Annotated in this window: 19 protein-coding genes; 8 read left to right on the forward strand and 11 right to left on the reverse strand. The window is 60.1% G+C overall.

Features of this window, described 5'->3' with window-relative positions; all coding sequences use genetic code 11:
• Positions 1-113: 113 nt before the first annotated feature.
• Entirely contained in the window at positions 114-323 is a 210-nt protein-coding gene (locus tag ACQZ6J_RS19415; protein ID WP_163986172.1) for a DUF2842 domain-containing protein, read from the reverse strand.
• Between the two features lie 113 nt (positions 324-436).
• On the opposite strand from ACQZ6J_RS19415, the gene ACQZ6J_RS19420 reads away from it, so the two are divergent.
• A complete protein-coding gene (locus ACQZ6J_RS19420; RefSeq protein ID WP_449085259.1) occupies positions 437-1,540 on the forward strand; it encodes a COX15/CtaA family protein in 1,104 nt (367 codons plus the stop codon).
• Positions 1,541-1,568: 28 nt separating this feature from the next.
• On the opposite strand, the gene ACQZ6J_RS19425 is transcribed toward ACQZ6J_RS19420, so the two are convergent.
• From ACQZ6J_RS19425 to ACQZ6J_RS19465, 9 genes are all read right to left on the reverse strand, one after another.
• The gene (locus ACQZ6J_RS19425; protein ID WP_449085260.1) at positions 1,569-2,885 is read right to left on the reverse strand and encodes a tlde1 domain-containing protein; all 1,317 of its coding nucleotides are present in this window, start codon (positions 2,883-2,885) and stop codon (positions 1,569-1,571) included.
• A 423-nt stretch (positions 2,886-3,308) separates the two neighbouring features.
• Entirely contained in the window at positions 3,309-4,241 is a 933-nt protein-coding gene (gene argC / locus ACQZ6J_RS19430; protein WP_449085261.1) for an N-acetyl-gamma-glutamyl-phosphate reductase, read from the reverse strand.
• 137 nt (positions 4,242-4,378) lie between these two features.
• Positions 4,379-5,332 carry an agmatinase gene (speB, locus tag ACQZ6J_RS19435; protein ID WP_449085262.1) on the reverse strand — a complete coding sequence of 318 codons (954 nt, stop codon included), beginning with the start codon at positions 5,330-5,332 and terminating at the stop codon, positions 4,379-4,381.
• Complete coding sequence (locus tag ACQZ6J_RS19440) at positions 5,313-5,690, reverse strand: antibiotic biosynthesis monooxygenase family protein (protein WP_163986167.1); 378 nt, start codon at positions 5,688-5,690, stop codon at positions 5,313-5,315. Before ACQZ6J_RS19440 ends, speB begins: the two co-directional genes overlap by 20 nt.
• 66 nt (positions 5,691-5,756) lie before the next feature.
• Positions 5,757-6,020, reverse strand: a complete 264-nt coding sequence (locus ACQZ6J_RS19445; protein ID WP_163985749.1) for a hypothetical protein — start codon at positions 6,018-6,020, stop codon at positions 5,757-5,759.
• Positions 6,021-6,161: 141 nt separating this feature from the next.
• On the reverse strand, positions 6,162-6,629 hold the full coding sequence (gene rpsI, locus ACQZ6J_RS19450) for a 30S ribosomal protein S9 (RefSeq protein ID WP_163986166.1): 468 nt from the start codon (positions 6,627-6,629) through the stop codon (positions 6,162-6,164).
• Between the two features lie 2 nt (positions 6,630-6,631).
• Entirely contained in the window at positions 6,632-7,096 is a 465-nt protein-coding gene (gene rplM / locus ACQZ6J_RS19455) for a 50S ribosomal protein L13 (protein WP_068385834.1), read from the reverse strand.
• A gap of 236 nt (positions 7,097-7,332) precedes the next feature.
• A complete protein-coding gene (locus ACQZ6J_RS19460) occupies positions 7,333-8,169 on the reverse strand; it encodes an EamA family transporter (protein ID WP_449085263.1) in 837 nt (278 codons plus the stop codon).
• 846 nt (positions 8,170-9,015) lie between these two features.
• Positions 9,016-9,342 carry a hypothetical protein gene (locus ACQZ6J_RS19465; RefSeq protein ID WP_449085264.1) on the reverse strand — a complete coding sequence of 109 codons (327 nt, stop codon included), beginning with the start codon at positions 9,340-9,342 and terminating at the stop codon, positions 9,016-9,018.
• 111 nt (positions 9,343-9,453) lie between these two features.
• Here ACQZ6J_RS19465 and ACQZ6J_RS19470 point away from each other — a divergent pair, with 111 nt between their 5' ends.
• The 7 genes from ACQZ6J_RS19470 to pstB all read left to right on the forward strand — a co-directional run bounded on the left by ACQZ6J_RS19470 (position 9,454) and on the right by pstB (position 15,866).
• Positions 9,454-9,882, forward strand: coding sequence for a CoA-binding protein (locus ACQZ6J_RS19470; RefSeq protein ID WP_163986163.1), 429 nt, complete (start codon positions 9,454-9,456; stop codon positions 9,880-9,882).
• Between the two features lie 150 nt (positions 9,883-10,032).
• Positions 10,033-11,316 (forward strand): O-acetylhomoserine aminocarboxypropyltransferase, encoded by a 1,284-nt coding sequence (locus ACQZ6J_RS19475; RefSeq protein WP_449085265.1) that lies wholly within the window; start codon positions 10,033-10,035, stop codon positions 11,314-11,316.
• A 143-nt stretch (positions 11,317-11,459) separates the two neighbouring features.
• A complete protein-coding gene (locus tag ACQZ6J_RS19480) occupies positions 11,460-11,804 on the forward strand; it encodes a cupin domain-containing protein (RefSeq protein WP_449085266.1) in 345 nt (114 codons plus the stop codon).
• Positions 11,805-12,064: 260 nt separating this feature from the next.
• The gene (gene pstS / locus ACQZ6J_RS19485; protein WP_163986160.1) at positions 12,065-13,090 is read left to right on the forward strand and encodes a phosphate ABC transporter substrate-binding protein PstS; all 1,026 of its coding nucleotides are present in this window, start codon (positions 12,065-12,067) and stop codon (positions 13,088-13,090) included.
• A gap of 75 nt (positions 13,091-13,165) precedes the next feature.
• Positions 13,166-14,137 (forward strand): phosphate ABC transporter permease subunit PstC, encoded by a 972-nt coding sequence (pstC, locus tag ACQZ6J_RS19490; RefSeq protein WP_163986159.1) that lies wholly within the window; start codon positions 13,166-13,168, stop codon positions 14,135-14,137.
• 11 nt (positions 14,138-14,148) lie between these two features.
• Positions 14,149-15,000 carry a phosphate ABC transporter permease PstA gene (pstA, locus tag ACQZ6J_RS19495; RefSeq protein WP_163986158.1) on the forward strand — a complete coding sequence of 284 codons (852 nt, stop codon included), beginning with the start codon at positions 14,149-14,151 and terminating at the stop codon, positions 14,998-15,000.
• A 29-nt stretch (positions 15,001-15,029) separates the two neighbouring features.
• Positions 15,030-15,866 carry a phosphate ABC transporter ATP-binding protein PstB gene (gene pstB / locus ACQZ6J_RS19500; RefSeq protein ID WP_163986157.1) on the forward strand — a complete coding sequence of 279 codons (837 nt, stop codon included), beginning with the start codon at positions 15,030-15,032 and terminating at the stop codon, positions 15,864-15,866.
• 120 nt (positions 15,867-15,986) lie between these two features.
• On the opposite strand, the gene ACQZ6J_RS19505 is transcribed toward pstB, so the two are convergent.
• Positions 15,987-17,231 (reverse strand): cytochrome P450, encoded by a 1,245-nt coding sequence (locus tag ACQZ6J_RS19505; RefSeq protein WP_449085267.1) that lies wholly within the window; start codon positions 17,229-17,231, stop codon positions 15,987-15,989.
• Positions 17,232-17,257: the final 26 nt, after the last annotated feature.

A 17,257-nucleotide genomic window follows, 5' to 3' on the forward strand; every position in this document is an offset into this window, starting at 1 on the left:
GGCGTTCGAATGCAGTCTGTCGGGTAACGGCTTATTTTTGGCTTAAGATGGGACAACCGCACCCAATATGGCGCGGATCAGGGTTAGCCTTGTGTAAATTGTGACAGCGCGCGTCATTGCGGGCGCGGTCCGGCCATCCACTTGATGATGCCCATCGCCGGCAGCACCCAGACGACGCCGCTGAAAAGGAAGTATAGGAAATGAACCCAGCCGGGTTGATCTGCAAGCGTCCGCACTGCAACGATCATGGCAACGATCGCATAGATTGCAACCAACAGCACGAGCAGGATCATGCCTATGAATTTGCGCAGGCGAAGGGGCACGGGGTTTTTCTCCTCATTACGACAGCATGCCGCGACGGCATGCCGCAAACTCCCGGGACTTGTTTTGCACGCCCCTATCAGGCAAATCAACAGCCTGATCGAAGGGAGAAGCCATGGCTGCCACTAATTTTATGACCGAGCAGGCGATTTTGAAGGAAGTGGCTCGCCAGGACCGAAATCGTCGCGCCATCCGCATCTGGCTTGCCTGCGTGCTGCTGGTGCTCTTCGGCCTCGTGCTGGTGGGCGGGGCGACGCGCCTTACCAATTCCGGCCTGTCGATCACGCAATGGCAGCCGATCCACGGCGTCATCCCGCCGCTGAATGCCCAGGAATGGGACGAGGAGTTCAACCTCTACAAGCGCATTCCGCAATTTCAGCTGCTGAACAAGGATATGACCGTCGAGGAGTTCAAGGGCATATTCTGGTGGGAGTGGGCGCATCGCCTGCTTGCGCGCACCATCGGCATCATCTTCGGCCTGCCGCTGCTGTTCTTCGTCCTCACCGGCCGCGTCGAGCGGAAGCTCTGGCTGCCGCTGGCCGGCATTTTCGTGCTTGGCGGACTTCAGGGAGCGATCGGCTGGTGGATGGTCTCGTCGGGCCTGGAAGCGCGCACCGATGTCAGCCAGTATCGTCTTGCCACGCATCTCGTGACGGCCTGTCTGATCTTTGCCGCCTGCATGTGGTTCATGCGCGCCCTGTCGCCGCATTCGAACGAACCGCCGCCGACGCGCCATTCGGCGAAGGTCGCCGGTCTCATCGCCTTCATGGCGCTGTTCCAGATCTATCTCGGTGCGCTCGTCGCCGGCCTGGACGCGGGCCTCTCCTACAATACCTGGCCGCTGATGGATGGCGCCGTCGTTCCGAGCGATCTTTTTATACAGTCGCCGGCCTGGATCAATTTCTTCGAGAATCCGAAGACGGTCCAGTTCGTCCACCGCCTCGGCGCCTATGCGATCTTCGTCGTCGTCGCCATCAACATGGTCGTCTCGCTGCGCGCCGCTCCGCAAACGACGCATGCGCGCCGGTCCGTCGTGCTGTTCGTGCTTGTGCTGATACAGGCGATCCTGGGCATTTCGACATTGCTGCTGCATGTGCCGCTTGATCTGGCCTTGGCGCATCAGGCCGGCGCCCTGATCGTTTTCGGCTTCGCAATTGCCAATTGGCGCGGTTTCTATGGAGAACTGCCGCGCCAGACGTCGATCGTTGTGGGAGACTGAGGCGCGCAGCGCCTCAGTCTCGATTCTCCTAGCGCGATGAGGCGACGCTCGCCGCCGACGATACGCGCGTGACGACCTTCAGCCGCTTTATTTCACCGCGCTTGAAGGCCGCGAGGAAGCGGTTGTAGTCCTTAAAGACCACGCAGCCATTCGATTCGCCACGGCCGCCTCTGAGCATGTAGGTGTGAGCCAGCAAGCCGTTGCGGCCATAGATGCGGGCGCCATTTGAGGGTGTCAGGCGCAGCGCCTGCACACCATGGAACAGGCTTTCCCTGTATGTCAGGCTATAAGTCTCAGGCGGCGTCGGGCCGGTGTTCTTGCGGTCGACATAGCGGGGATTGTCACGCATCTGGCCGAGGCCGGAATGGGCCTCGAGGCGCTCGCCGCTCGGAAGATAAACCGTCTTCGCCTCGATGTCGTAGATCGCCGTGCCTTCGCCGGGGCTGATCGCCGCAAAGGGATTGATAAAAGGCTTCGTCTTGCGGACGGAGCTGTCGTCCGGATCGGCATAGGCCATGAGGCGTGACGGCGGCTGCGCGGTCGTGTCACTGGCGGTCGCCCTGGCGATAGCGCTCGTGGCGTTGGCGCGCTGCACGGGTGTTTCGCGGGCAGGGCGGGCCACGGGAATGACGTTGAGCACGGCTTCGGCCACCGCGATGTCGGCATCCTTGGCGGGCAAGGGCTTCGCTTCCGCGATGGCGGGCAGGCTCACCTCAGGCGCTGCCGAGGCAACCGCAGCCGGCTGCGCGGTCGTCTTGACGGGGCCGGCAGCCGGCATGAGGGCGGCGGTATACTTGACCTGGTTCAGCTGTTGGACCGCAGTGGCGAAGTTTATGGCGATCACCTTGCGCAGATGGTCGATCGTCTCCGGCGACGCGGCGGCCATTTCGACGCGGCCGCTCTTGATGCTCGCGGCTGCGTTCTGTGCCTGCCGCATGTCGGTGGTCTGTTGCGCGAGCGCGTTCGCCAGTTGCAGGCGAACAGCATCCGCGCCGGTGGCTTTCGCTTGAAGTTCCGTGTCGGTCGCGGCGGCGCTGCCGAAGCGGCTCTGGCCGTTCAGCGAGGTGGTGTGGGAGGCGTAACGGGTGGAATGCGCCATAGGGGTTTGCGGTACGATGAAGGCGGATGCGCGCGGCGTGAGGAAGTTGTCGTCCGATGTCGCCGCGCCGGGAAGCGACAGCACCATCGACTGCGTCGTGATCAGCGTCGCCGTAACCCAGGCGAAGGCAGCCACGGCGACGCCGGTGGCCAAGGTGCCGGGACGAATGCTGAGGGATTTTTTCGATCGCGAGGCATAGCCAGAACGCGAACTGAAGTTACCGAACGTTTCGGTCACAAACGCCATGATACTCGTTATCCAAACTACACAGACACTGCGCCGGCTCACAAATGCACACGCGCCTCGACGCTGAAACCGCGTCCGGCCAACACCTTGCCGACTGTCTGGAAGCATGCCGAATTATGGTAACCAATTCCTTTACGATGGCTCATTCTTGGATATTCATTGAAAAAATGGATGCCTCTGTGAGGCTATTCGCCCGGGCCAGTGAAGCCGTTAAAGAGCAAATCCGGCCGACAATTGGTCGCGGAGGCTCACGGTCAATCAAATTTCCGTGTAGTGCCAGCTAATTTAGCGGGAAGGCGGAAATAAGGCCGAAGACGGTCTCGAAATCACGAAATTCCGTCAATGGCACGAAAAAGCCCGGCCCGGTCTATCCTCTGTGGATGACCGGGCCGGGCGATAAGGCTTCCGTTCGCGCCGGGCGATTTAGGCGCTCAGCATCAGATCCATGTTCTGTACGGCGGCGCCCGATGCGCCCTTGCCGAGATTGTCGAGCAGCGCGACCAGATTGACCTGAGCGGCGCCCGGTGTGCCGAAGACGAACAGCTTCATCGTATCCTTGCCGGCGAGCTCGACGGCATTGATGCGGGGCAGGGAGCGGCTTTCCTCAATCGGGATGACCTGAACGATGTCCTGGCCGGCATAGTGCTCGGAAAGAGCGGCATGAATGCTTTCGAGCGTCGCGCCTTCCGCCAGATCGTCGAGATGCAGCGGCACCTGCACGATCATGCCCTGCGGGAAGCGTCCGACGGAGGGCGAGAAAATAGGCGCGCGGTCGAGCAGGCCGTGTGTCGTCATCTCGGGCACATGCTTGTGAGTGAGCGGCAGCCCGTAAAGGAAATGCGGCGCGCTGATCGCATCCGGATGATCCGGGTTTTCCATCTGCGCGATCATCTGCTTGCCGCCGCCGGTATAGCCGGAAACGGCATTGACCGTGACGGGATAGCCTGCCGAAAGGATGCCGGCGGCGCGCAGCGGCCGGATGAGGCCGATCGCGCCTGTGGGATAGCAGCCCGGATTGGCGACAAAACGCGAGCTCCTGATCCGGTTGCCCTGTTCCCTGTCCATTTCGGCAAAGCCGTAGGCCCAGTCGGGATGGATGCGGAAGGCCGTCGAGGTGTCGATGATGCGGACGTTGTTGTTGGCCGCCACCATCTTCACCGCTTCCTTCGACGCATCGTCGGGCAGGCAGAGAATAGCGATATCAGCGCTGTTCAGCATATCCTCGCGGATGGCGGCGTTGCGCCGCTCCGCTTCCGGGATGGACAGGAGCTCGACATCGCGGCGGTCGGCCATGCGCGTGCGGATCTGCAAGCCCGTGGTTCCGTGTTCGCCATCGATGAAGATCTTCGGTGCCATCTTATTCCTGCTCTTTCAATAGGTTGACAGTGTTTCCGGATTCAGTTTGCCATGCAGTTGATTCAATTTCATAACAGCCGCTACGGAAGCAGCAGGACGGTCTTCGAAAGCCGCCGCGCATGTCCCGAAATCGTGTCTCAGCGACCGCTCTCACGTCGTTCGGCGTGAAGACCGAGCATATACATCGCCACGGTCGCCCCTGCAATGGCGGTGATGTCGGCATGGTCGTAGGCGGGGGAGACTTCGACGACGTCGGCGCCCCGGATGTCAAGCTGGTGCAGTCGCTGCAGCACCGAGAGGATCTTGGCGCTGGAGGGGCCGCCCGCCACCGGCGTTCCCGTGCCCGGCGCATGGGCGGGATCGAGGCAATCGATGTCGAAGGTCAGGTAGGTGGGGGCGCCCTTGGTGTGGGAGATGATCGTCGAAGCGATATCGCCCGCGCTCATCTCCTCGACCTGATGACCATAGAGAATTTGTATGCCGAAATCCTCCGGCGCATGCGTGCGAATGCCGATCTGGATGGAGCGATCCGGGTCGATCAGCCCATCGCGCACGGCGCGGGCGACGAAGGAACCGTGGTCGATACGCTTGCCGTCGTCGAACCAGGTATCCTGATGGGCGTCGAACTGCACGAGGGCCAGCGGGCCATGCCGGGCGGCATGAGCCTTTAATAGCGGCCACGTAATGAAATGATCGCCGCCGAGCGTCAGCAGGAAGGCACCGCTGTCGAGGAGCGCTGTTGCCTGTCGCTCGATCGCGGCAGGCGTCTCCTGATGGTTGCCGTAGTCGAGCAGGCAGTCGCCGTAGTCGATGACGGCCATCCCGGCAAAGAGATCGCGGTTGAAGGGATATTGCGGATCGTTGTCGAAGATAGCCGAGGCGCGGCGGATGGCCTGCGGCCCGAAGCGCGTTCCCGGGCGGTTGGAGGTCGCGGCATCGAAGGGAATGCCCCACACCACGGCGTCCGCACCCTCCAGCGATTTCGTAAAGCGGCGGCGCATGAAGGAGAGGGCACCTGCGAAGGTCGGGTCGCCGGCCGCCGAGGTCAGGCTACCGGCCGTGAAGGCATGGTCAATCGACGTGCTCGGCAAGGTCATCTCCTGTGCTTGCCTGGAAATCATAGGCCCGTTCTACCCGCGCCACGCGAACCTTATATTGCTCGTACCAGCGCTCGCGGCCGATTTTCTGGGCGGCAAGATGCGCAACGACGTTCTTCCAGCCGCGGACGCTGTCCTCGTCCCGCCAGAAGGAATTGGTGATGCCGAACCCCTCGGCATCTCTTGCACTCTCGACGCCAAGACAGCCCTCCTGCGCCAGTGCCAGCGTTTCCATGCGTTCGCTCATGGCGTCATAGCCATTGTCGCCTTTCGTTCGGATCGACGCGAAGGAGACGAGGACGTAGGGCGGCTCGGGGGTGGCTGCAAAGCGGGATGCTGTGTTCGTGCTCATGATGGGCCTCGGGAGAGCGAGCGGAATTGTGACTCGGTAGAATCGCAAATAATTAGCGTTTGGTGATTATTGGCCCGATCTGGCCGTGCATTGATATGCTTTTTTGACGCAGGCGATCTGCGGTGTCGAGCATTCGGCGCTCCCCTCGGTGACGACACAGTAGGAGCAGCTGTCCGTAAACTGGCGGCAATCGGGGTTCGCCTGCAGGAAATCCTTCATGCTCTGCATCTCGGCTGCGTTTTCGGTGGGCGCGGGCTGCTGGGTGTCGTCGCAAAGAGCCGGCGAGACGCTGCCAATCAAGAGCAGAAGCGAAAAGATGAATCGACCCATTGAACTCTCCCGATGCTTGTGGCGGCACTCTGCCACAAAACACGGCCCTTGCCTCGGCGGATCTGCATCTTTTTCAGAGGCCGCAAAAGAAAAAGGCCGGGTAAAACCCGGCCTTTCCAAAATCCCGTCTCGGATAAGCGATTAACGCTTGGAGAACTGGAAGGAACGACGTGCCTTCGCACGGCCGTACTTCTTGCGTTCGACGACGCGGCTGTCGCGGGTCAGGAAGCCGCCCTTCTTCAGGACCGAGCGCAGGCCCGGTTCGAAGTAGGTGAGCGCCTTGGACAGACCGTGGCGAACCGCACCGGCCTGGCCGGAAAGACCGCCGCCGGCAACGGTAGCGATGATGTCGAACTGGCCGTCACGAGCAGCAGCGACGATCGGCTGACGCAGAACCATCTGCAGGACCGGACGGGCGAAATAGGCCGTATAGTCCTTGCCGTTGACGATGATCTTGCCGGAGCCGGCCTTGATCCAGACGCGGGCGACAGCGTCCTTGCGCTTGCCGGTCGCGTAGGAGCGACCGAGCGAATCGACCTTGCGGACGTGAACCGGAGCAGCTGCTTCCGATACCGTGCCGAGATCCTTCAGGGAAGAGAGATCAGCCATTATCAGGCGCTCCTTACGTTCTTCTTGTTCAGCTTGGCGACGTCGAGGACGACCGGCTGCTGGGCTTCATGGGGATGGTTCGAGCCGGCGTAGACGCGCAGGTTCTTCATCTGGCGACGGCCGAGCGGGCCGCGCGGAACCATGCGTTCGACAGCCTTTTCGACGACGCGCTCCGGGAAGCGGCCTTCGATGATCTGACGAGCGGTGCGCTCCTTGATGCCACCGGCATAACCGGTGTGCCAGTAGTAAACCTTGTCTTCGTACTTCTTGCCGGTGAGGACGACCTTGTCGGCATTGATGACGATGACGTTGTCGCCGTCGTCGACGTGGGGCGTAAAGGTAGCCTTATGCTTGCCGCGCAGACGCATTGCGATGATAGAAGCGAGACGACCAACGACGAGCCCTTCGGCGTCGATGAGAATCCACTTCTTCTCCACCTCTGCAGGCTTCTGGGAGAAGGTTGCCATGTTGCATACTCTCTTTTAGGACCCTTGGCCCGAAGGCACCTGGGCGTTTCTTGTTGCTTGATTTGGCCAGCTTGACGCCCGCCAAAAAGAAAGCAGCCCGGAAAGGCTGCGATCTGTGGCGGCTTATAAAGTGATTGAGCGGTTGGGTCAATATCGTCGCATTGGATGGCTGTAAAAAATATCATTAAAAATCAATATGTTATATGTGTGGTATTTTGTAACCACACATTTCGATGTCACCCCAGCCGCAAAACCAGCACTCCGGCGGCGATAATGCCGCCGGCAATATAGCGCCAGATGCTGGATCGCTCCTTCAGCACGACGACGGATATGACCATCGCGAAAAGGATCGACGTTTCGCGAAGAGCGGCGACCATCGCGACCGGCGCCTTGGTCATGGCCCACAGAGCCAGTCCGTAGGAGACGATCGAGCCGCCACCGCCGATAAGCCCGCGCCACCAATTATAGCGGACGTGGGCCGCGACGGCATTGACGCCGCGCTGCGAGATCGCCCAGGCGAACAGAAGGACAGGCGGCAGGAGGGCCATCCAGAGCGTATAGGAGATGGAATTGCCGGATTCGCGCGCCCCGATGCCGTCGACATAGGTGTAGGTCGCAATCACCACCGCATTGGCAAGGGCCAGAACGATTGCCCGCCGGCTACCCTTTCGCGCCTCGAAGGCCAGCGTCAATATGCCGGCGCAAATGGTCATCGTACCGATCAGCGCGCCGCCCGAAAGCGTTTCCTTGAGGATGAAGCTGCTGGTGGAGACGATGATGAGCGGCGCCACGCCTCGCATCAGCGGATAGACCAGCCCGATGTCTCCGGCTCGATAGGCGGCTGCAACGAGCTGGAAGTAGGCGAACTGCAGGATCGCCGATGCGCCGATGAACGGCCAGGCTGCGGAAGCCGGCAATGGCAGGAACGGCAGCAAGGGGAGGGCAGCGACCGCGCCGCCGGCCGAGACGAGCGCGGCATCGAGCGATTTATCGGTCCCGGCCTTGATGATCGCATTCCATGTCGCATGCAGCAATGCGCCGAAAAGGACGAGCGCGATAACGTCGAGAGACACGGAAAACCTCGGAAATTGGCTGGCGAGATGCGGATGCTTGGCATTTTGTGGGAGTTTGGCTCCCATATGAGCCTCAATGCATCAAAAAGCAACGAAATATCCCCGGTTATGCAGGCTTGCCTGTCCAGCTTTGTGCGGCCGATGAGGTGGTAGTGTATCGTTTTGGATCTGTTCCGGTTTCCTGTGTTGAATATCATAAATGACTAATTTATTGGAGTATGAAGCGCGAACAAACATCGCATGTCCTGTGAACGCGATGGTAGAGTTAGGCATCTCTTACTTAAAAACCACAGCCTGCCACGGAAGCTGAAAAAGCCGCACCTCGCCGTCGGGCGTCATATGAGGTAAAATCAAGGCGTCGCCTGCCCATAGTCTTTGCTTGTCCACGAAAAGCAGTGTATAAATATGCAAGTATTGAAAAATATTTCAGTACGCATTTCCCGGCGACGCTAAAAGTTACGGCGAAAAATTATTAACACCTTAAGTATAGGAGCCGAAATCGGGCGAATCGCCGCGTATATCTGTCCGCGAATGTAGAAATTATTCTGTGGGAGATGTATGAAGCGGCACATATTTGCCGTTCGCAGTCGGTTCTCATTTCAAATGGCCTTTAATGAGGCCATTCTAATTTGCATGGGAATAAATAGAGAACAAAGATTGCATTTCCCGAGAACGCAATTCCCTCGCTTCGATAAAGTTCAGAACGCGCCTTGAAGGGGCCGCTTACGTGGCAGTGCGCGGCTCATATCCACGGCCGCCATATCACGGCGTGCCATGCCCGGAACAATCAACGGTAGCGCTGGACGATCTCAATCGTCCGAATTTGTCAAGTGTAGCGCATCCTGTTCAGCGCCGGAAAATCAACTCGTCGTCATCGAGATCGGTCGTCGGCCGGCATATGTATACCGGACAGGAGGCCCGATCCTTCGTGGGCAGATAATCCTGCTCGGCATAATAGCCGTTATCGCATGCGTTGCTATCGGCGACATAACGGTCATAGAGCGTCATGTTCGGCGTTCTCTTGGCCGGGTAGCGCATGATGACCGCGCGCTCGCGGTTGATGACGGCTTTCGCTTCGGCGCAGGTCATGGACATGGAATTATATCGGGAAATGGCGAGCGCGGGCGTTGCAGCCGATGCAATCAGCAGCCCCAGCAGGACGATGTTTTTCATCGGGGTGATCCTCCCTGAAATTGTTATAATACTGTATATACGTGGAGTTCGTGATTGCGGTTTCCATATTTGCGGCAGAACGCAAGTGTGATCGAGGTGGGAGGCTTCGTGATGAACCACGACAGTTATGATGATTCCTATATTGCCGATATCCTCTTGTCCGTAAGGACCATCGCGCTCGTCGGCGCCTCGCCCAATCCCGCGCGTCCAAGCAACGGCGTGATGGCCTATCTCCTGAACAGGGGATATCGCGTCATTCCCATCAATCCCGGGCAGGCCGGCAAGGAAATTCTCGGGCAGTGGGTCTATGCCCGGCTGGCCGACATCCCCGAGCCAGTGGATATGGTCGATGTCTTCAGGGCGCCCGAATATCTGCGATCGGTGGTCGAGGAGACCATCATGATCGACCCGCGGCCGCCGGTCATATGGGGCCAGCTCGGCGTGCGCGACGATGCTGCCGCGGCGAGGGCGGAAGCTGCAGGGGTGAGGGTCGTCATGAACCGCTGCCCGGCCATAGAATATCCGCGGCTGGTTGCCTGAGCGGCGCGGCGCGCGTTTATCGCGCGATATGGCTGAAAGAAGGCAAGTTTTTTCCATCCGGCGAAACGCGCTGCAAAGTTCGCGGTTAACTTTCGCGGGCCGGTCGCTATGATCGCCGCGCTACAACAGAATCGGCGGGAGGAGAAAATCATGCCAACGAACAATCCTGGTTTCGACACGCTTGCGATCCATGCGGGCGCGCAGCCGGATCCAACCACAGGCGCCCGTGCGACGCCGATCTACCAGACGACATCCTTCGTATTCCAGGATGCGGATCACGCCGCCGCCCTGTTCGGACTGCAGCAGTTCGGCAATATCTATACCCGTATCATGAACCCCACGCAGGCCGTGCTCGAGGAGCGGGTCGCTGCACTGGAAGGCGGAACCGCTGCACTCGCGGTCGCTTCGGGCCATGCGGCCCAACTGCTCGTCTTCCATACCATCATGCGCCCGGGCGATAATTTCATTGCCGCCAAGCGGCTCTATGGCGGCTCGGTCAATCAGTTCGGGCAGTCCTTCAAGAATTTCGACTGGCGGGTCCGCTGGGCCGATCCGGCCGATCTTTCCACGTTCGAGGGACAGATCGACGACCGCACCCGCGCCATCTTCATCGAAAGCCTTGCCAATCCGGGCGGCACCTTCGTCGATATCGCCGCGATCGCCGCCATTGCGCACAAGCACGGCCTGCCGCTGATCGTCGACAACACCATGGCCAGCCCCTATCTCATCCGGCCGCTGGAGCATGGCGCGGATATCGTCGTGCACTCTCTGACGAAGTTCCTCGGCGGCCACGGCAATTCCATGGGCGGTATCATTGTCGACGGGGGCACCTTCGATTGGTCGGCATCCGGCAACTATCCCATGCTGTCCGCGCCGCGGCCGGAATATAACGGCGTCGTGCTGCACGCGACCTTCGGTAATTTCGCCTTCGCCATCGCCTGCCGCGTTCTCGGCCTGCGCGATCTTGGTCCCGCCATCTCGCCGTTCAACGCCTTTTTGATCCTGACGGGGATCGAAACGCTGCCGCTGCGCATGCAGCGCCATTCCGACAATGCGATTGCCGTCGCACGCTGGCTGAAGGCGCAGGATAAGGTGGCCTGGGTCAACTATTCCGGCCTGGAGGATGATCCGAACCACGCCCTGCAACAGCGCTATTCGCCGAAGGGGGCAGGGTCTGTCTTCACCTTCGGGCTGAAGGGTGGCTACGAGGCGGGCAAGGGGCTGGTGGAAGGGCTGGAGCTCTTCTCGCATCTTGCCAATATCGGCGACACGCGCTCGCTCGTCATTCATCCCGCCTCGACGACGCACAAGCAGCTGACCGACGAACAGAAGGTATCGGCCGGCGCCGGTCCCGATGTGGTGCGTCTGTCCATCGGCATCGAGGACGTCAAGGACATCATAGCCGACCTGGAGCAGGCGCTGGCAAAAGTCTGAGGATTGCCCGGGCCGAACGCCGGAAAAGGCGGCTGGCCATCTTTGATGACATGCCATTTCATGCTTTTGTCCGTCCGCGGCCGCCCAATGGCGACCGCGGACTTTTTGCGTTGCATGCGAGGCACGATCGACGGGAGATTCTTATGCCGACCTATCTGCGGTTGACTATCGACGGCATCGAGCCGGAAGCGGGATCGCCCGCCGCAGATCGTCTGGTTTCCGGCGCTCCGGCCTTTCGCACCTGGAACCTCGATGAGGCCGACGGCGGCCTTTACGCCGGCATATGGGAGGCGACGCCCGGAAAATGGAGGATCGCCTATGACGAATGGGAGTACTTCCACATCCTCTCGGGCTACTCCATCGTCACCGCCGATGACGGAGAGACGTTTCACCTGCGTGCGGGCGACCGCATGATCCTGAAGCCGGGCTTCAAGGGAAGCTGGGAAGTCGTTGAAACGACTCGCAAGGACTATGTAATCCGCCTTTGAGGGCGCTCTTGAATCAAAACATGAAGATCACGGCTCCATACGGGCGGAAGCGGCCTTTTCAGGAGGTTCCACAACGGTCGTCATGCTTGCCGCAGGTTGTGTCACTCCCGCTTCATTAAACTGTCATCAAACTGAAACAATGCGGCATTAGAGCCATCCTTGTCGCCAGGAGATCGTGGTGGGGAGGTTCATGACCTTGGATGCCTCGCGCCGATCTTCTGCTCGCCATCCTTTCATCACTCTGGGAAGTGAGTTCAATCATGTTGAATCAGAAATTTCGTTCGCTCTGCCTGACCGCAGGCTTCATCGCGGCCATGTCCGTTTCGGCTTCGGCTGCCGACGTCTCGGGCGCCGGCTCGAGCTTCATCGCACCGGTTCTGTCGAAGTGGGCCGAAGGCTACAAGGCTGCGACGAACAATGTCGTCAACTACCAGTCGGTCGGTTCGGGCGCCGGCATCAAGCAGCTCCTCGACAAGACCATCGTGTTCGGCGCTTCGGACAAGCCGATGAGCGACGCTGATCTCGAGAAGAACGGCATTGCCCAGTTCCCGATGATCTCCGGCGGTATCGTCGTTTCCTATAACATCGACGGCGTAAAGCCGGGCGAACTCGTTCTCGACGGCAAGGTTCTGGCCGATATCTTCCTTGGCAAGATCGCCAAGTGGGACGATGCCGCGATCAAGGCTCTCAACCCCGATGTGAAGCTGCCTTCCACCGCGATCTCCGTTGTCTACCGCGCCGACAGCTCGGGCACGACCTTCAACTTCACCAACTACCTGTCGAAGGTTTCGCCGGAGTGGAAGGATAAGGTTGGTTCGGACACGGCTGTTGAATGGCCGGTCGGCTTCGGCGCCAAGGGCTCCGAAGGCGTTTCCACCACCGTCAACCAGACGGCTGGTTCGATCTCCTACGTTGAATACTCCTACGTCGTCGCCAACCATATCGGCTTCGCGAAGATGAAGAACGCTGCCGGCAAGGTTATCGAGCCGAGCCTCGACACCTTCAAGGCTGCCGCTTCCAACGCCGATTGGGCGCATGCCAAGAACTTCAACCTGATCATCACCAATCAGCCGGGCGACAAGAGCTGGCCGATTGCTGCTTCGACCTGGGTTCTGCTCTACAAGAAGCCGGTCGACGCCGCCCTCAACGAAGAAGCGCTGAAGTTCTTCAAGTGGTCCTACGAAAAGGGTCAGAAGGACGCCACCGACCTGTCCTATCTCGCGATCCCGGACGATGTTGCTGCGATTGTTGAAAAGTCCTGGAAAAAGGACTTCGGCGCGAAGTAATTTGTGCTGAGTGAGAAGTTGCGGCGGACAGGGTAAAGCCCTGTCCGCCTTTCATCACAGGATGAGGGGAAATCGATGGCTGACGCGACTCAGACGGCTGGCTTCCAGGCAGTGGATATGGCCGCCGCGACCAGGAAATTCCGGACACAGGATCGGATTTTCTATTTCATGACGCTTGGCTCGGCTGCTCTTGTCGTGCTTCTGCTTTTGGCAATCCTTGCGACTCTTGTCATCAATGCGCTGCCGACTTTCGAGACCTTCGGGTTCTCGTTCCTCTGGGGCACGCGATGGAGCGCTCCCTCCGATATCTATGGCGCCGTGCCTGCCATGGTCGGTACGTTGGTGAGTTCGTTCATCGCCATGCTGATTGCCGTTCCCATGGGCATCGGCATCGCCATCTTCCTCACGGAACTTTGCCCCGGCAGCCTGCGCCGCCCTATCAGTACGGCGATCGAGCTTCTGGCCGGTGTTCCCTCCATTATCTATGGCATCGTCGGTCTCTTCATTCTCGTGCCGATCATGCAGAGCTATATCCTGCCCTTCCTTATCATGACGATCGGCCAGGTGCCGTTGATCGGCCTGCTGTTCCAGCCGCCGGCGCCGGGCGTCGGCCTGCTGACCGCAAGCCTCGTGCTGGCTGTCATGATCCTGCCGTTCATCACCGCAATCGCGCGCGACGTGTTCAGCACCGTGCCGCCGATGCTGCGTGAATCCGCTTACGGCATGGGCATGACCACATGGGAAGTGGCTCGCAACATCCTGATCCCCTACACGCGCCGCGGCCTCGTCGGCGGCGTCATGCTCGGCCTTGGCCGCGCGCTGGGCGAAACCATGGCCGTCACCTTCGTCGTCGGCTCGGTCAGCCGCCTGCAGTCGTCGATCATTTCGCCGTCCACCACCATTTCCGCTCAGATCGCGAACAATTTCGGCGATGCCGACGGTCTGCAATTGTCGAGCCTGATTGCGCTCGGCTTGCTCCTGTTCGTCCTTTCCTTCTGCGTGCTTGCGCTGGCGAGATGGATGATCGGCCGCGGCGACGCGCATTGAGGAAAAAACCCATGGAAAATGCAATTCGTCAGAACCTCGTGTCGAGGCGTTATGGGAAGAACCGGGTGATGATGGCCTTGTGCTTCTTCGCGGCCGCCCTCGGCATATTCTTTCTCAGCGTGATCCTTGTGACCCTGCTGTATCGTGGCGTATCGGCGCTCAGCCTCGACGTCTTCACCATGTCGATCCCGGCTCAGGGCTCGCGCGGCGGCCTTATCAACGCAATCTACGGCACCCTGGTGATTACGGGGATCGCCATCCTGATCGCTGCGCCGATCGGCATTCTCGCGGGTACCTATCTGGTGGAATATGCCAACGGCACCAAGCTTGCCGAGGCTGCCAAGTTCATCAACGACATACTGCTATCCGCACCCTCGATCATCATCGGCGTATTCGTCTATGGCGCCGTGGTCGTGCCCATGCACGGTAGCTCTGCCATCGCCGGCATCCTCGCACTGGCGCTGATCGCGCTTCCGGTCGTCAACCGCACGACGCAGGATATGCTGTTGCTAGTGCCGAATGCGTTGCGCGAGGCGACTGCCGCGCTTGGCGCGCCGCGCTGGAAGTCCATGACGATGGTGATCTATCGTTCCGCCTGGACGGGTATCCTCACCGGCATCCTGCTTGCCGTTGCCCGTATCAGCGGCGAAACCGCGCCTCTTCTCTTTACCGCTGGTTATAGTAAATTCACCAATCTGGGTCTGACCGGTCCGATGGCCACGCTGCCAGTTGCCATCAACACGCTTGCCGCCGATCCAGGCGAGGATCTGAAACAGTTGGCCTGGGCCGGCGCGCTGATCGTCACCGTCGCCATCCTTGCCCTCAACATTCTTGCCCGTGTCTTGAGTGGGCGCCGCCAGTGACGCAGCTGCCGAACGATAGGAATGAGACCATGAACATGAGCGACAACAATTTCCAGAGCGTCAACACCCAATCGGGGAAGGACGCCGTTTCCCCGTCGGATCTCGGCGCGCTCGCGAAGCTCGAGGTGAAGAACCTCGACTTCACCTATCAGAACGGCCATCGCGTTCTGAAGGGTGTGAACATGAACATCCGCAAGAATGCGGTCACCGCCTTCATCGGCCCCTCGGGGTGCGGCAAGTCCACGCTGCTGCGCACCTTCAACCGCATGTACGATCTCTACCCGGGCCAGACGGTAGGGGGCGAGATCCTGCTCGATGGACGCAATATTCTCACCAAGGACGTCGATCTGAACGATCTGCGCGCCAAGGTCGGCATGGTGTTCCAGAAGCCCACGCCGTTCCCGATGTCGATCTATGAAAACGTCGCTTTCGGCATCCGGCTCTACGAGAAGATTTCCAAGGCCGAAATGGACGTCCGCGTCGAAGCGGCGCTGACGGAAACGGCGTTGTGGAGCGAAGTGAAGGAAAAGCTGCACCAGAGCGGACTTGGCCTTTCCGGCGGCCAGCAGCAGCGTCTCTGTATCGCCCGCGCCATAGCGGTCAAGCCGTCCGTGCTGCTTCTCGACGAGCCGACCTCTGCTCTCGACCCGATCTCGACCGCCAAGATCGAGGAACTGGTTTCGCAGTTGAAGGGCGAGTTCACCATCGTCATCGTGACGCACAACATGCAGCAGGCCAGCCGTATCTCCGATAGTACCGCCTTCATGTATCTTGGCGAGCTGATCGAATACGGCGCGACCGAGCAGATCTTCCAGGCACCGAAGGTCAAGCGCACGGAAGACTACATCACCGGCCGTTACGGCTGATTTGCCACGGCTTCGTTTTCGAGCCGACAGTTCGCAATGGCGCGCCGCTCAGGTGCGCCATTTTGCGTTGAAGGGTGCGGCTGTGTCCGCGAGGGCAGGAGCGCGCCAGGCGGCTCGTCGTCACCAGGTCAGTTCGAGCTTGTCGAGGCCGTGGAAATGGTAGACGTCCTTGACCTCGGGCGTCCGCTTGAGCTTCAGCCCGGGGAGACGCCGGAACAGGATCGGCAGCACAAGGTTCAGCTCCAGCCGTGCCAGCGGCGCGCCGATGCAGAAGTGGATGCCCGCGCCGAATGAAAGGTTGGGCGCCTCGTTGCGGTCCGGCTTGAAGGCGAGGGGATCGGAAAATTTCTTCGGGTCCAGATTGGCGGCCGCGAGGATCATTGCCACCTTGTCGCCGCGCTGGAAGGAGATCCCGTCGATTTCCGCGGGCTCCAGGCACCAGCGGTCGAAAATGTGTACCGGCGCGCAGATGCGCAGCGTTTCTTCCACCGTGCGTTCCGTCGCGCTCTCGTCCCTGAAGAGCTCTGCGGGCGGATAGCCGCTCTCCAGAATGACGCGCACGGAATTGCCGATCTGATGCACCGTCGCCTCGTGGCCGGCATTGAGCAGCACGATCGTCGTCGACACCAGCTCGTCCTCCGACAGAAACTGGCCCTTGTGTTCCGTCGTGATCATATGCGTCAGGAGATCGTCCCGCGGATTGGCGCGGCGCTCGCGGATGACGGTTTTCACGTAGTCGGAGAATTCCCTGGCGGCCTGATCGGCCGCATACTCGTCCGCCTCGGTTCGACCGAACATATACATGCGCACATAGGCGTGCGACCACTTCAGCAATTGCGGCCCCATCTCTTCGGGAATGCCGATCATCCGCGCGATCATGGTGACGGGGATGACATCGGCAAAGGCCGACAGAAGCTCGACTTCGCCGTCTTTCTCGAAGCCGTCGATCAGGCGGTTCGCAAGCTCGGCAATTTCCGGCTTCATCCTTTCGACATGGCGCGAGACGAAGGCACGGTTGACGAGGGTGCGCAGACGGGTGTGCTCGGGCGGCTCGAGTTCAAGCAGGGAATATTGCTCGGCAAGGTCGAAATTCTTCAAATGCGGCAGAGGCTGGGGCAGGCCGAGTTCTTCGCGGGTGGCGACATGCAGAATCTGCCGGCCGAAGCGGCGATCGCGCAGCAGGCCGTTCACATGGTCGTAGCCGATGAAGAACCATTGCTTCTGCTCCTCCCAGTAGAATGTGGGACATTGGGCATGCAAGGCAGCATAGACGGCGTTGGGATTACCGTAGAAGGCAGGGTCGCGGCCGTTGAGTGAAAGGCGGCGGGTTGCCGCGTCGATGGAGAAAAGTGCGGATCTGGTCATGCCGAAACGACTATCGGATTATCGGG

The sequence above is a fragment of the Rhizobium sp. A37_96 genome (genome assembly GCF_053521765.1).